This window comes from Streptomyces vinaceus (assembly GCF_008704935.1).
Taxonomy (GTDB): Bacteria; Actinomycetota; Actinomycetes; order Streptomycetales; family Streptomycetaceae; genus Streptomyces; species Streptomyces vinaceus.
In genome coordinates, this window is record NZ_CP023692.1 from 6,513,392 (window position 1) to 6,526,661 (window position 13,270).

11 protein-coding genes and 1 pseudogene are annotated in these 13,270 nt (G+C 75.0%); 6 read left to right on the forward strand and 6 right to left on the reverse strand.

Translation table 11 applies throughout. From position 1 onward, the window contains the following. Positions 1 to 202 precede the first annotated feature (202 nt). Entirely contained in the window at positions 203 to 997 is a 795-nt protein-coding gene (locus tag CP980_RS29385; protein ID WP_165937342.1) for a glutamate racemase, read from the forward strand. A 97-nt stretch (positions 998 to 1,094) separates the two neighbouring features. On the opposite strand, the gene CP980_RS29390 is transcribed toward CP980_RS29385, so the two are convergent. Then, positions 1,095 to 2,021 carry an ADP-ribosylglycohydrolase family protein gene (locus CP980_RS29390; RefSeq protein ID WP_229906981.1) on the reverse strand — a complete coding sequence of 309 codons (927 nt, stop codon included), beginning with the start codon at positions 2,019 to 2,021 and terminating at the stop codon, positions 1,095 to 1,097. Positions 2,022 to 2,124: 103 nt separating this feature from the next. Next, the gene (locus CP980_RS29395; protein ID WP_229907033.1) at positions 2,125 to 2,523 is read right to left on the reverse strand and encodes a VOC family protein; all 399 of its coding nucleotides are present in this window, start codon (positions 2,521 to 2,523) and stop codon (positions 2,125 to 2,127) included. 251 nt (positions 2,524 to 2,774) lie between these two features. Between CP980_RS29395 and CP980_RS29400 the strand changes: the two genes are divergently transcribed. The 3 genes and pseudogenes from CP980_RS29400 to CP980_RS29410 form a co-directional block, all read left to right on the forward strand. Then, entirely contained in the window at positions 2,775 to 3,290 is a 516-nt protein-coding gene (locus tag CP980_RS29400; protein ID WP_229906982.1) for a hypothetical protein, read from the forward strand. A 43-nt stretch (positions 3,291 to 3,333) separates the two neighbouring features. After that, entirely contained in the window at positions 3,334 to 4,932 is a 1,599-nt protein-coding gene (gene lnt / locus CP980_RS29405) for an apolipoprotein N-acyltransferase (RefSeq protein ID WP_150529451.1), read from the forward strand. 58 nt (positions 4,933 to 4,990) lie between these two features. After that, positions 4,991 to 5,455: pseudogene (locus CP980_RS29410) on the forward strand (NUDIX hydrolase); the annotation flags it as partial. A 449-nt stretch (positions 5,456 to 5,904) separates the two neighbouring features. On the opposite strand, the gene CP980_RS29420 reads toward CP980_RS29410, so the two are convergent. Further along, positions 5,905 to 6,669, reverse strand: a complete 765-nt coding sequence (locus tag CP980_RS29420) for a trypsin-like serine peptidase (protein ID WP_229906983.1) — start codon at positions 6,667 to 6,669, stop codon at positions 5,905 to 5,907. A gap of 153 nt (positions 6,670 to 6,822) precedes the next feature. Here CP980_RS29420 and CP980_RS29425 point away from each other — a divergent pair, with 153 nt between their 5' ends. Then, complete coding sequence (locus CP980_RS29425) at positions 6,823 to 7,641, forward strand: alpha/beta hydrolase (protein WP_132758863.1); 819 nt, start codon at positions 6,823 to 6,825, stop codon at positions 7,639 to 7,641. A 32-nt stretch (positions 7,642 to 7,673) separates the two neighbouring features. Here CP980_RS29425 and CP980_RS29430 read toward each other — a convergent pair whose 3' ends face one another. Next, a complete protein-coding gene (locus tag CP980_RS29430; RefSeq protein ID WP_150529452.1) occupies positions 7,674 to 9,131 on the reverse strand; it encodes a hypothetical protein in 1,458 nt (485 codons plus the stop codon). A 160-nt stretch (positions 9,132 to 9,291) separates the two neighbouring features. Here CP980_RS29430 and CP980_RS29435 point away from each other — a divergent pair, with 160 nt between their 5' ends. Next, on the forward strand, positions 9,292 to 10,581 hold the full coding sequence (locus tag CP980_RS29435) for an ATP-binding protein (RefSeq protein ID WP_150529453.1): 1,290 nt from the start codon (positions 9,292 to 9,294) through the stop codon (positions 10,579 to 10,581). 333 nt (positions 10,582 to 10,914) lie between these two features. Here CP980_RS29435 and CP980_RS29440 read toward each other — a convergent pair whose 3' ends face one another. Beyond that, complete coding sequence (locus CP980_RS29440; protein WP_132758866.1) at positions 10,915 to 11,538, reverse strand: hypothetical protein; 624 nt, start codon at positions 11,536 to 11,538, stop codon at positions 10,915 to 10,917. Then, on the reverse strand, positions 11,535 to 13,160 hold the full coding sequence (locus CP980_RS29445) for a serine/threonine-protein kinase (RefSeq protein WP_229906984.1): 1,626 nt from the start codon (positions 13,158 to 13,160) through the stop codon (positions 11,535 to 11,537). The genes CP980_RS29440 and CP980_RS29445 overlap by 4 nt, the downstream gene beginning before the upstream one ends. Positions 13,161 to 13,270: the final 110 nt, after the last annotated feature.

Below are 13,270 nucleotides of genomic sequence, written 5' to 3' on the forward strand. Positions count from 1 at the left end.
CCCCCGAAGGGCCCGTCCGGCCTCCCGGTCCGACGCGGCGGGTTTCCTTGCCGGAGGTTCGGGCCGGCCTCCTTGGCCCCGGGTGCGGGGGCCGTCGCCGGAGCCCCGCCCCCGCCCCCCGCCCCCCGGCGGCAGGGTCGCTCGTCGGCCCGGCGTGGTGCCCGGAGCCGCTGCGTGGGTTCGCTTCCATTAAGGTGACCAGGTGAAGATCGCCCTCATGGACTCCGGAATCGGCCTCCTCGCGGCGGCTGCCGCGATGCGGCGGCTGCGGCCCGACGTCGATCTGGTCCTCTCCTCCGACCCCGTCGGCATGCCCTGGGGGCCCCGTACCCCCGCCGATCTGACCGGTCGGGCCCTCGGCGTGGCCCGGGCCGCCGCCGGGCACCGGCCGGACGCGCTGATCGTGGCCTGCAACACCGCTACCGTGCACGCCCTGCCCGCCCTCCGCGCCGCGCTCGAACCCGGCATCCCGGTGATCGGAACGGTGCCGGCGATCAAGCCCGCCGCCGCCCCCGGCGGGCGGGTGGCCATCTGGGCCACCCCCGCCACCACCGGCAGTCCCTACCAGCGCGGGCTGATCCGAGACTTCGCCTCCGGGGCCCGGGTCACCGAGGTGCCGTGCCCGGGGCTGGCCGACGCCGTCGAGGCGGCGGACTCCGCGGCCGTCGTCGCGGCCGTGGCCGCGGCCGCCGCGCTGACCCCGGCCGACGTCTCCGACGTCGTCCTCGGCTGCACCCACTACGAGCTCGTCGAGACGGCCATCCGGGCCGCCCTCGCCGAGCGGACCGGCGGCGCCGAGCTGCGCTTCCACGGCTCCGCCGAGCCCGTCGCCGTACAGGCGCTGCGCCGCCTCGGCGCACTCCCCGAGCCGGGCCTGCCCCGTACCGGAACCCTGACCGTCCTGCTCAGCGGGGAGGAGGGCGCGCTCCCCGCCGCCGCACTCGGCTACGCCGAAGGGCGCCTGCTCGCCGGCGAGGGCGCCCCGGTCGGGCGCTGACCCCGCAACGCCCGACGCCCTGGCCCTCCGCCACGCCAGGGCGGCGCCGTGCGGCCGCCGCCGGGTGCCCGCCCGCGGCGGATCCGCTCCCCGAGCGCTACGACGGCGCGCCGGCCGCCAGTGAGCGGGCGAGCGCGCGCAGCCCGTCCGCGTCCAGCACCCGGTCCCCGAATCCGGGCAGCGGTACGTGCAGCGGGGCCGTCCACTCCGGGGGGATCGCCGCCTGGCCGTAGCGGGCCCCGGCCAGGGTGCCGGTGACCGCCGCCACCGTGTCGGTGTCCCCGCCCAGGTCCACGGCGGCCCGTACGGCTCCGGCGAACCCGGTGGTCGTCCGCAGGGCCCACACCGCCGAGCCCAAACAGGGCCAGACCGCCCCGTTGAACTCGGTGGCCAGTCCCGGGTGCCAGTCGGGGCCGAGGACGACCCCGTACCGCTCGCGGTGGTCCGGGTGCACCGCGGCGAGCACCCCGGGGAGCGCGGCCAGCGGATCACCGCCGTCGAGCGTCACCCGTACGAGCTCGTGCAGTACGGCCGTACCCTCCCACGCGGCCCGGTCGCCATGTGTCAGGGCGGCGATCCGCCGGGCGGCGTCCATGGTCGCCTCCCGCCCCGCGGCGGCGAAGTACACGGCCGAGGTGGAGGCCCGCATCAGGGAACCGTTGCCCGCCGCCCGCGCGTTGATCTGGAAGTGCAGTGCGGCGGCCAGGTCCCAGGCCTCCCCGTTGGTCAGCACGTCCTCCGTCTGGAGGCCGATGTCCTTGGGCTCGGCGGCCGCCCAGCGCTGGAACCGTTCGAAGACGTCGGCGAGTTCGAGGTCGCCGTGCTCCAGGAGCGACTCGCCGACCAGGACGGCCATCTGCGTGTCGTCGGTCGCCTCGCCCGGATCCCAGCCGCCGCCCCCGCGCATCTCCTCGCCGCGCGCGGTCAGTTCACCGGCCGGGCCGAACTCGTAGGGCGCGCCGAGCGCGTCGCCGACGGCCGAGCCCAGAACGGCGCCGACGGCGCGGTCAAGTCGAGTGGTCACGGTTCCTCCTCGGGCGGTTCGGAGCATACGCAGGCCAGTACACCCCGTGCGAACCCGTCGAGGTCGTCGGGGCCGGCGCCGCCGAGGGGGAAGGGCCGCCGGCTCAGGCGTCCGCGGGGCCGGGCCGGAGGTCGGGCAAGGGGATGTCCCTCAAGTGGGTGAGGAAGATCCAGAGGTGGCCGAAGGGGTCGCGGAGGATGGCGGTGCGGTCCCCGTGGAACTGGTCCGCCGGGGGCTGGAGGAGTTCCGCGCCCTCCGGCACCGCCGTGCGCACGACCGCGTCCACGTCCGGTACGAACACGTGCAGGGCCGTCGAGGTGCCGCCCAGGGCGGTCGGTGCCGTGAAGGGGCCTTCGGAGACGTCGCCGAGCATCAGGACGGCCCCGGCGATCCGGATCTCGGCGTGCAGTACCCCGCCCCCTGGGTGGTCGAGGCGGAACTCCTCGACGGCGCCGAAGGCCCGCCGGTAGAAGGAGAGTGCGGCGGGCGCGTCGGTGACCATGATGTGCGGCACCACCGCCGTGCGGTAGCGCTCCGGTACGGCTCGGTCGGCGGAGGGTCCCGCCTCGTGGTGCGCCACGTCGCGCGTCACGTCGGGTGCGGTGTCAGAAGTCGTGTCAGGTGTCATGTCTGCGACCGTAGAACCTCAAGTTTGGTTGGGGTCAAGGGCGTGCAGGGGTGGCCTGCCGAAGTGAGGACGACGCGTTCCGCGAGGCGGTGGCGCACATGCGGAACGTGAGTACGCTGCTACACATGACGGTTCACCCCCCGGGTCCGCTGTGGACCGGACGGGCTTCCAACCGCGCCCAATGGCTGCTCGCGGCGGCCGGCGCGGCCTGTCTCGCGCTCGGCGTCCAGCTCGCCGTGGACTCGAACTGGGCCTCCGGCACCGTCCCGCTGCTGATGTCCGTGATCGGCTGCCTCGCCGTCGGACTGCTGATCCTCTACGGAACCCTCGCCTTCGTGCACGTCGCCGTCACCGTCGACTCCGAGGTGATGGAGGTCCGCTGCGGCCACATCGGGCTGCCGCGCCGCAAGATCCGGCTCGCGGAGGTGGCCTCCGCCGAGTTCGTGCCCCGGATCACCCCGCAGCAGTGGGGCGGCTGGGGCTACCGCTGGCGGCCCGAAAGGGGAACCGCCGTCATCGTCCGGCGCGGCGAGGGGGTCGAGCTGCGGCTCGGCGACGGCAAGGTGTTCACCGTCACCGTCGACGACGCCGAGAACGCGGTCCGGGTCATCCGCACCCACCTGCGCGCCCTTGCCCGCTGAGGGTGCTCCCGCCGCCCGCGGGCGGGCACGTACACTCCGGCAGATGAGCAGCAGCATCACCGCGGAGCCCGGATCCGGCACCGCCGCAGAAGCGGAACCCGCAGGCCCGGCCCCGTCGGCCGCCTGGAAGGGGTGGCCGCTGCGCGTCGCCCTCGCCGTCGGCTCCGGTGCGCTGCTCTACCTGAGCTTCCCGCCGCGTCCGCTGTGGTGGCTGGCCCCCTTCGCCCTCGCCCTGCTCGGCGCCTGCCTGCGCGGTCGCCGCGCCCGCGCCGGTTTCGGTCTCGGCGTCCTGCACGGCCTGGGCTTCCTGCTGCCGCTGCTCATCTGGACCAGCGAGGGCGTCGGCCCGGTCCCGTGGCTGGCCCTCGCCACGGTCGAATCCCTTCTGATCGGCCTCACCTGCCTCGGGATCTCCCTCGTCAGCCGGCTCCCCGCGTGGCCGCTGTGGGGCGCGGCGGTCTGGGTGGCGGGCGAGGCGCTGCGCGCCCGGGCCCCGTTCGGCGGCTTCCCCTGGGGCAAGCTGGCCTTCGGACAGGCCGACGGAGTGTTCCTGCCGCTCGCCGCCCTCGGCGGCACCCCGCTGCTCTCCTTCGCCGTGGCCCTGTGCGGACTCGGGCTCTACGAGGCCCTGCGCGTCGGCGCCGCCACCCGGCGGGCCACCGCCGCGCTGCTCGCCGCGACCGCCGCGGTCGCCCCGCTCGCCGGGGCCCTCGCCTCCCGGCCGCTGGTCTCCGACGCCGCCGAGGAGGGGACCGCGGTGGCCGCCGTCGTCCAGGGCAACGTCCCGCGCGCCGGGTTCGACTTCAACGCCCAGCGCCGCGCGGTCCTCGACAACCACGCCAACCGCACGCTCCAGCTCGCCGCGGACGTCAAGGCCGGCCGGGTCCCCAAGCCCGACTTCGTCGTCTGGCCGGAGAACTCCTCCGACATCGACCCGTACACCCAGCCCGACGCGTACGAGGTCATCGACAACGCGGTCAAGGCCATCGGCGTCCCGGTCGCGATCGGCTCCGTGCTGGCCCCCGAGACGGGCCCGCTGCGCAACACGATGATCCTGTGGGACCCGGTCAAGGGGCCCGTGGACACGTACGACAAGCGCAAGATCCAGCCCTTCGGCGAGCGCATCCCGATGCGGTCCTTCGTACGGCTCTTCAGCGCGGACGTGGACCGGGTGCAGCGCGACTTCGGCCCCGGCAAGGAGCCGGGCGTGTTCGCCATGGAAGGCAGCGCGGTCGGCATGGTGACCTGCTTCGAGGCCGCCTTCGACGACGCGGTGCGCTCCACCGTCCAGGACGGCGCGCAGGTGATCGCCGTACCGAGCAACAACGCCACGTTCGGCCGCTCGCAGATGACGTACCAGCAGCTCGCGATGGACCGGGTGCGGGCGGTCGAGCACAGCAGGACCGTGCTCGTGCCCGTCACCAGCGGTGTCAGCGCCGTGATCCGCCCCGACGGGCAGATCGTCCAGGAGACGAAGATGTTCACGGCGGACGCGCTCGTCGCCGAGATCCCGCTGCGCTCCACGCAGACCCCGGCCACGCGGTTCGGCCCGCTGCCGGAGTACGCGCTGCTCCTGGTCGCGGCGGGCGGCCTCGGCTGGACCCTCGCCCGCCGGCTCCGGTCCCGCCGGACGGCCGCCTGAGCCGGGGCGGCGGATCGTAGGCTCCCGGTCACCGCCCGCGGCCTCGTAGGGTCGGGGCATGACCACACCCGAGTTCATCCGCCAGATCCGCGCCTCCGCCGGGAACCAGCTGCTCCTGCTGCCCGGGGTGACCGCCATCGTCTTCGACGACGAGGGGCGGGTGCTGCTCGGCCGCCGCTCCGACACCGGCCGCTGGGCCGTGGTCGGCGGGATCGCGGAGCCGGGGGAGCAGCCCGCCGAGACGGCGGTGCGCGAGGTGTACGAGGAGACGGCGGTGCACTGCGTCCCGGAGCGGGTGGTGCTGGTCGAGATGCTCGAACCGATGACCTACCCGAACGGCGACGCCTGCCAGTTCCAGGACATCACCTTCCGCTGCCGCGCCACCGGCGGCGAGGCCCGTGTCAACGACAGCGAGTCGCTGGAGGTGGCCTGGTTCGAGGTGGACGCCCTGCCCGAACTGGAACCGTTCGCGGTGGACCGCATCCTGCGCGCCCGGGACGAGGGCCCGACCTGGTTCGCGCCGCCGGCGGACCCGAGGGGTGAGAAGGCCCTGGCGGGCGAAGGCCCGGGCGCCCCGCGCACAGAAGCGGATCCGCGCACGGAACCGGACCCGCGCACGGAACCGGACCCGCGCACGGAACCGGGCCCGCGCACGGAACCGGACCCGCGAACGGAGCTGGAGCGGACCCGCGCCGAGCGCGACGCGGCCCTGAGCGAACTCGCCCGGCTGCGGATTGAGGTCGAGTCCCTCAAGGGGGCCAGTGACGCCACGGCGGCCGCCTGGTCGCGGATCGACTACCTGATCCTCGGGGGCCGCAGGATTCAGGCCGTGCAGCAGATCCGGGAGGAGTTCGGCAGCAGCCTGCCCGAGGCCGTCGAACTGCTCGGCAACCGCTTCGCACGGCTCCAAGAGGAGCGGCCGGACGATTTCCACACGGACCCGGCCGGTCGGGACGACGGCCGCGGGGAGGGTCAGCCGGCGGAGACCGCCGCCTCGCGGTAGAGCTCCAGGGCCTGGTCGTCCATGACCGCGCTGTACGAGACCTCCGGGACCGCGCCGCCGGCCTCGTAGCCGCCGAGGACGCCGGCCAGGGCGCCGTCCGCCAGCCAGGGGCTGCCGCTGGTGCCGCCGCTGAGGTCCGGGCAGTCGATCCGGCGCTGCGTCTCGGAGAACAGGCTCGTGGTGTTCGAGCAGCGCAGCGGGGCCTCCTCGCTGCTCGGGTAGCCGAGGACCGTGACCGTCACGTCGTCCTGCTGCTCGGTGGCCACCGGGAAGCCGCCCACCGCGTCCTCGATGCGCGCGGTGCCGCCGTCCGCCGGGGCGACCGTCGCGAAGGCGACGTCCTCGTCCGGGTCCCTCCCGTCCGTCCAGCCCGGGGCGAGGGACACGCCGGTCAGCTTCCACACTCCGTACGGGGCCTTGCCGTCCCGGTAGCCGGGCGCGAAGACCGTGGTGTCCGGGTCGTCCAGGCAGTGGGCCGCGGTCGCGATCACGTTGCGGTCGTCGCTGTGCACCACGGCCGCGGTGCAGAAGTGCCCGCCGTCGAGGGAACCGGCGAAGAGGGCGCCGACCCGGTCCGACGTGGAGTCGGACACGGCCCCGGCGGTGACCCCCAGCGGTGGGACGGCCGCGGCGTCGGGCAGGTCCACGCTCACCAGCGCGGCCATCGCGGCCAGCGCCAGCAGGATCCTGGAGGCCCGCCGGGTGCGGGCGCCGTGGGCCGGTCGGGGAAGCATGCGCGGGATCATGCCCCGAGCCTCCCCGTTGAAGCTATGCCCGGAGCCCGGTATTCCATATGAATGTCCTGTGAATCGCGGCTCCGCAGGCGGCCGCGCCCCGCGCGGGCGAGACTGGCAGGGGCGGCAGGGGGGTCCAGGAGGTGTCCGCGCATGGCCTCACAGCACCGCACGCCCGTGGTGTTCATCCACGGGCTCTGGCTGCATTCCACCAGCTGGGAGGGGTGGGCCGACGCCTTCAGGGAGGCCGGGTACGAACCCGTCCTGCCGGAGTGGCCCGGGGTCCCCGACACCGTCGCCGAGGCCCGGCGCCGCCCCGACGACCAGGACGGTGTGGGACTCGTCGAGATCTCCGACGCCCACGCCAAGGTCATCCGCGACCTGCCCGTCCGGCCCGTCCTCGTGGGCCACTCGGTCGGCGGCTTCATCGCCCAGCACCTGCTCGGCCAGGGCCTCGCCGAGGCCGCCGTCGCCATCTGCCCCGGACAGATCAAGGGCGTCAAGGCCATCGCCCCGGCCCAGGCCAGGTCGACGTTTGCCGTCCTGCACAACCCGGGCAACACCCGCCGCTCCGTCTCGCTCAACCGCGAGCAGTTCCGCTACGGCTTCGCCAACGCCGTCTCCGAGGAGGAATCCGAGGAGCTGTACGACGAGTGGACCATCCCGAGCACCGCCCGCCCCCTCTTCCAGCTTGCCCTCGGCAACTTCACCCCGCACTCCCCGGCCGAGGTCGACACCGGGAACGAGACCCGCGGGCCGCTGCTGCTGCTGTCCGGCCGGCTCGACCACACCGTCCCGGACCTGCTGACCCGCTCGACCTACAAGCAGTACCGCCACTCGCACGCGACCACCGAGTACCAGTGCTTCGAGGACCGCGGCCACTCCCTGATCGTCGATCACGGCTGGCCCGACCTGGCCCGCGCCTCCCTGTCCTGGCTGGACTCCCACACCGCCGGGGCCCGCGCGGCCTGACGCCCGCGCCGCGCGGCCCGACGGCCTCCCCGCTACCGGCGCTCGTACACCGTCACCCGGCGGCCGCGGACCTGCCGGTCCTCCACCACCTTGAACCGCTCCTTGAGCACCGCCGCCTTCGCCGCGTCCCGGGCGGCCCCCGAAGGCTTCGCCACCTTCGCCGCGTCCGTCACCAGCAGCACCCGCCGCTGCCCGAGCAGCGCCTCCCGGATCCGCGCCGGGTCCGCCTCCTCGCCCTTGAGGGTGGCCGAGGCGACCGGGCCGCGCTCCAGGGCCACGTCCGCCAGCCCCGCGAAGGCCCCCGGCGAGACCAGCGCCGTGTCCCGCCGGGCCGCCGGTACGAACAGCACCGCGTCCCCGGGCCGCCCCAGCCGGGCCACCTCCCCGGCCACCGCCAGCACGTCGTCGACCCGGCTGGCCGGAGCCCGCTTGTCCAGCTCCACCGGGAGCAGCGCCAGCACCGAGATCCCGATCGCGACCGGCACGAGCAGGCCGGCCCCCCGCGGGAAGAGCGGCCGGGCGGCCCGTACGGCCGCCACCAGCCCCGCACCGATCAGCAGGGCCAGCCCCACCATGCTGAACAGCACGTACCGGTCCAGGAACAGCGGCTGGACCAGGGAGATCCCGATCAGGCCGAGCTGCGGGACCGCCAGCAGCGGCAGCCCCACGGACGACGCCGACAGCCGGCCCGCGCGCGGCCGCTCCGCCAGGGCGCAGACGCCCCCGAGCGTCAGCAGGATCGCCGGGCCGATCATCATGTGCCAGGTCAGCGGCGGTATCCAGGACACCTGGTCGGATTGGCTCCGGCTGAACAGCACCAGCGGCAGCGCCCCCGCGACCGCGCAGGCCCCGTACGCGGCCCAGCGCAGCCACACCCGCCGCCCGGCCCGCACCCACCACAGCGTGGCCGCGTGGGCGGGCAGGACGAGCAGCGACAGCCAGTTCAGCAGCGCGCAGACCAGCACCGTGACCGCGTACGCCGCCCACCGCGGCCAGGCCCGCCGCCCGGGCCCGGGCACCTCGGACAGCAGCGAGACCAGCAGCAGCGTGGAGAGCCCGGCCCCGGCCGCGACCAGCGCGTAGGGGCGGCCCTCCTGGAGGTAGAACTGCACGGCCGGCAGCAGCCCGAGCGCCGTCCCGCCGCCCAGCCCCGCCCAGAACCCGCCCAGCCGCCGCCCGATCAGGGCCACGCAGGCCGCGGCGGCCGCCACCGCCAGGACCGACGGCAGCCGCAGGGTCGTCGTACTCGCCCCGAAGAGCTCGAAGAGCCCGTGCATCAGCAGGTAGTACAGCCCGTGGACGGCGTCGACGTTGCCGAGCATGTCCAGGATCTCGCCCGTCGACCGCCGGGCCACCTGCCAGGTCGCCGCCTCGTCGCGCCACACGCTGTCCTGGCGGGAGAGCCCCCACAGACCGAGCGCCACGGTCCACAGGGAGGGGACGAGCCAGACGAGGGGCCCGCGACGGGCCGCGGGTATGTGGCAAAGCATGAAGGCGCTGGAATCCTCGGTCTGGCGTTCGGGTGGAAGACACCAGTCTATGGACGACACGGACGGTTTCCGGACAGCCTGTTGTGCACCGCGGAGCGTGATCGCCGGGCCCGCCCGCCCCTAGCCTCACCGCAGGAGCACGAACGAGGGGCGGTACCCGGTGAACTGGCTCATCCACGACTACCGCGAGAGCGATCTCGCCGCGGTGGTCCACCTGATCGACACCACGGCCGAACTCGGCCAGGAGTCCGTCTTCTCGCTCGCCGAGTGCATCAGCGCCCTCACCGACCGGCAGCCCTGCGTGGTCGCCGTCCACCAGGGCGTACCGATCGGCGCGGCCCTCGCCTGCGTCACCGGCGAGCGCGCCTGGGTCATGCGGATCGCGATCGCCGCCGGCTGGCGCGGCCGCGGCCTGGCCAGCGCCCTCCTCGTCGAACTGGAGCGGAGGCTGATCGCCGCCCGGGTCGGGCGGATCGCGTACGTCCTGCCCGAGGAGGACCTGCTGGGCGAAGGCCTGCTCAACGCCGGGTACACGCGCCAGCCCGCCGTCGCCTACTTCGAGAAGACCGAGCCGCTGCACGGACCGGCGGCCGGCCTCCTCGACGACCTCGGCGGCCGCTTCCTCCCGAACGACCTGTGGGCCAAGGTCGCCGGCATGGAGCACGAGAAGGACCTCATAGAGCGGCGCGTCGTCCTCCCGCTCGCCGAGCCCGAGCGGGCCGCCGCGCACGGCGTGCGGCCGCCGCGCGCCATCACCCTCTTCGGCCCGCCCGGCACCGGCAAGACCACCTTCGCCCGCGCCATCGCCTCCCGGCTCGGTTGGCCCTTCGTGGAACTGCTGCCCTCCCGCCTCGCCGACGAGGGCAACCTCGCCGCCGCGCTGCGCGACGCGTTCGCCCGGATCGCCGAGCTGGAGCGGGTCCTCGTCTTCATCGACGAGGTCGAGGAGATCGCCCCCGTACGCACCGAGCCCGCGCAGCCGGGTGGGATCCACGGGGTCACCAACGAGCTGCTGAAGCTGATCCCCGGATTCCGGGAGGGCGACGAGCGGCTGCTGGTGTGCGCCACCAACTCCATCCGCTCCCTGGACCCGGCGTTCCTGCGGCCCGGGCGCTTCGACTACCTGATCCCGATCGGCACCCCGGACGCCGGGGCGCGGGCCGCGATCTGGTCCCGTTACACGGCGGGCCGCACCGACGTGGACGTGGCGGCGCTGGTGGCGGCGAGCGAGCTGTTCACCCCGGCCGACATCGAGCACGCGGCGCGCATCGCGGCGCAGGTGTCCTTCGAGCGGGACCTGGAGGCGGTGGGCGCCCGCGGAGCGGCGGCGGCCCAGCTCGGCGCCTCCACCCAGGACTACCTGGCCGCGGTCGCGCAGTGCCGGCCGACGGTGACCCCCGCGATGACGGGCGAGTTCGAGGCGGACATCACCGCCCACGCCAGGTTCTGAGCCGAGGGGGAGAGAACGGCCCGCCACGGACGGGTCGGCAGGACGGCCCGCAGCCACTCCCCAAAGCGGCTGCGGGCCTCCCGCGCGGACTGGCATCCGTGCGGGACGGCCACGCTCCGGTTGGGGTGTTCGCCGGCTGGAGCGTGACGCGCAGGGGTGCCGGAGGGCGTCCCTGAGCCCTCGTCAACGCCTACGAGTCAACCAGCGGGCGGGGTGGGGGCGCTTCGGCCGGACGGCCACCTCCGCGGCGGCGGCCTCGGCCGCGAGGACGATGCCGTAGGTCCCGCCCCGCCGGGCCGTACGGCCCGCCCGACGCTGGCCCTGGCCCTGGCCCTAGCCCTGGCCCGCGCAGTGGTACGTGAACTGCGTCGCCGCGGTGCGCTGCCCGGGTGAGACCAGCTGGAGCCTGGCCTGCGCCGCGTACGTGCCCCGGCCCTGGAAGGTCCACAGCAGGTGCAGCCGGGCCTCCTTCCGCCCGCGCGGCACCCGCTCGGTGAGCTGCTCCGACTGCGTGCCGTCGGAGCGGACCCACCGGTACGTGAGGGTCCCCGGCCGCCCGTTGGTCCGTACGACGGCCACCACATCGGCGGTCGAATCGCAGCCGGGACCCTGCGGGTCGGCGGTCGCGACCGTCACCCCCCGCACGTCGATGGCCGGGCCGTACCGCTGCCAGGCGAGGTACGCGAGCACGGCGAGCAGGATCACGGCGGCCAGGGTGTACCGGCGCCACTCCCCGCGCCGGCGGCGCACCACCGGCTCCACGGTCACGGGGAAGGGAGCCGGGAGGGCGGCCGTCACTCCGGGGCCGAACCGCACGACCGAGCCCTCGACCCGGTCGGGCACGGCCTCCTGCGGCTGGACGAGGGTCTGCTGCGCAGTCTCCTGCGGCCCGCTGAACCAGTGGCTGCCGAGGACGGTGGCGCTGTAGTCGTCGCCCTCGCCGTTGTTGTCGTTCATGAGATCGTGCACCGCCTGATGAAGACCTGGCTGGTCGAGGAAGCGTTGCCGGCCGCGGGCCTGGTGGTGGCGCGCACGCCCCAGTAGCAGCCGGTGCCGGAGAAGGTGTGGGTCTTGACGAGCGGCGCCGCGGCGCCCGGCTGGTACGTGAGGGTGTCGGCGGCGCCGTCCGCCTTGCCCAGCCGCCCTTCCACGTCACCCGTGAACCATTCGAGCACCACCGTCACCGGGGCGGTGCCCTTCGCGTCGACGCTCACGGTCGCCTGGCCGACGGAGACTCCCGTCTGGCGGAGGGTGACGGACACCGCGCCGACCACCACCGTCGGCTTCGGCGAGGGCGGGGGCGTGGTGGGCGGCGTGGTCGTCGGCACGGTGATCGTGGGCGTCACCGTCGGCGACTGGAGCGGACTGGGCGTGGACGAAGGCGACGCGGACGCGGACGGGGAGGGGGAGAGCGACGGGGATGCGGACGGCGAGGGGCTCGCCGAGGCGCTCGGACCCGGCACCGGCGAAGGGCCCGTACCGCCCGGGCTCGCGCTCGACGTGGCGAACGCGTTCAGCGCGGCGGCCCCGCCGGCCTCCCCGCCCGCCGCGCTGTAGGTGAGCGCCGTCAGGACGCCGAGGACCAGGGCCGCGCCGCCGGCGATCAGCCCGCGCCGGCCCGGGGCCCAGCGCGAGGGCGGGGGCGAGGTGAGCGTGGTCGTCGCCACCGCCGTGGTGCCCGCGGCCGGGGCGCCCGCGGAGGGGAACAGCAGCGGCAGCAGCGCGGCGAGCGCCGCCAGCTTGCGCTGCCCGCGCTCCTCCCAGTCGGCCCCGTACGCGGCGAGCGCCACGCCCTCCAGCTCCGCCACGAACGCCTCGGCGTTCTCCGGCCGCTGCTCCGGGGCCTTGGCCAGACCTCGACGGATCAGCGGGCGGACCGGCTCCGGGGCCTCGGTCTCCGGGACCGGCGCCTCGATGTGCTGGACCGCGAGCTCCGCGAAGTTCTCGCCGGCGAACGGCTTGCGGCCGGTCAGGCACTCGAAGAACGTCGCCGTGGCCGCGTACACGTCGGCCGCGGGCGAGGCCGGCCGGCCCTGCCACTGCTCGGGGGCCATGTACGCCGGGGTGCCGGCCACTCCGGGCGTCGTACCGCGGCGCGCCGCGATCCCGAAGTCCACGAGCTTCGAGGAGCCGTCGGCGGAGACCAGTACGTTCTCGGGCTTGTAGTCGCGGTGGACCACGCCCGCCCGGTGGGCGGCCGCGAGGCCCAGCAGGGAGCCCTTCAGCACCACCAGCGCGGCCTCGGGATCGGCCTGCCCGGCCTGCTTGAGCAGCGCGCGCAGGGAGATCCCGTCGACCAGCTCCATCACGATGGCGGCGCCGCCGGGAGCCGTCGTGTGCTCCACGTATTCGTACAACCGGACCACGTGAGGGGTGTCCAGTCCGCCCAGGAGGCGGGCCTCGGCCCGGAACTCCGCGACGAACGCGGGGTCCTCGCGCAGCCGGTCGCTGAGGTACTTCACCGCGACCGGCGTGCCCGTCGCCTCGTGGACGGCGAGGACCACACGGCCGCTGCCGCCCGAGCCGAGTTCCCGGACCTGCGCATAGCCGGGCACCGTCCACGCGTTCTTCATCGTCATGCCCCCGTCCCCGTGTCCTCGTCAGCCGCTCCCTCGGGCCCCGGGCCCCGGGCGGCCCGCTCGTGCCGAGCGGCCACACCCAGGGACACGGTTTCCGCCACGGCCGGTTC

What these genes read in the sequence shown, in the direction of transcription:
- CP980_RS29420 (WP_229906983.1), bottom strand. Translation starts at nt 6,669, where the DNA reads ATGCTTCCCCGACCGGCCCACGGCGCCCGCACCCGGCGGGCCTCCAGG.
- lnt (WP_150529451.1), top strand. Translation starts at nt 3,334, where the DNA reads ATGAGCAGCAGCATCACCGCGGAGCCCGGATCCGGCACCGCCGCAGAA.
- CP980_RS29400 (WP_229906982.1), top strand. Translation starts at nt 2,775, where the DNA reads ATGACGGTTCACCCCCCGGGTCCGCTGTGGACCGGACGGGCTTCCAAC.
- CP980_RS29440 (WP_132758866.1), bottom strand. Translation starts at nt 11,538, where the DNA reads ATGAACGACAACAACGGCGAGGGCGACGACTACAGCGCCACCGTCCTC.
- CP980_RS29445 (WP_229906984.1), bottom strand. Translation starts at nt 13,160, where the DNA reads ATGACGATGAAGAACGCGTGGACGGTGCCCGGCTATGCGCAGGTCCGG.
- CP980_RS29430 (WP_150529452.1), bottom strand. Translation starts at nt 9,131, where the DNA reads ATGCTTTGCCACATACCCGCGGCCCGTCGCGGGCCCCTCGTCTGGCTC.
- CP980_RS29425 (WP_132758863.1), top strand. Translation starts at nt 6,823, where the DNA reads ATGGCCTCACAGCACCGCACGCCCGTGGTGTTCATCCACGGGCTCTGG.
- CP980_RS29395 (WP_229907033.1), bottom strand. Translation starts at nt 2,523, where the DNA reads ATGGTCACCGACGCGCCCGCCGCACTCTCCTTCTACCGGCGGGCCTTC.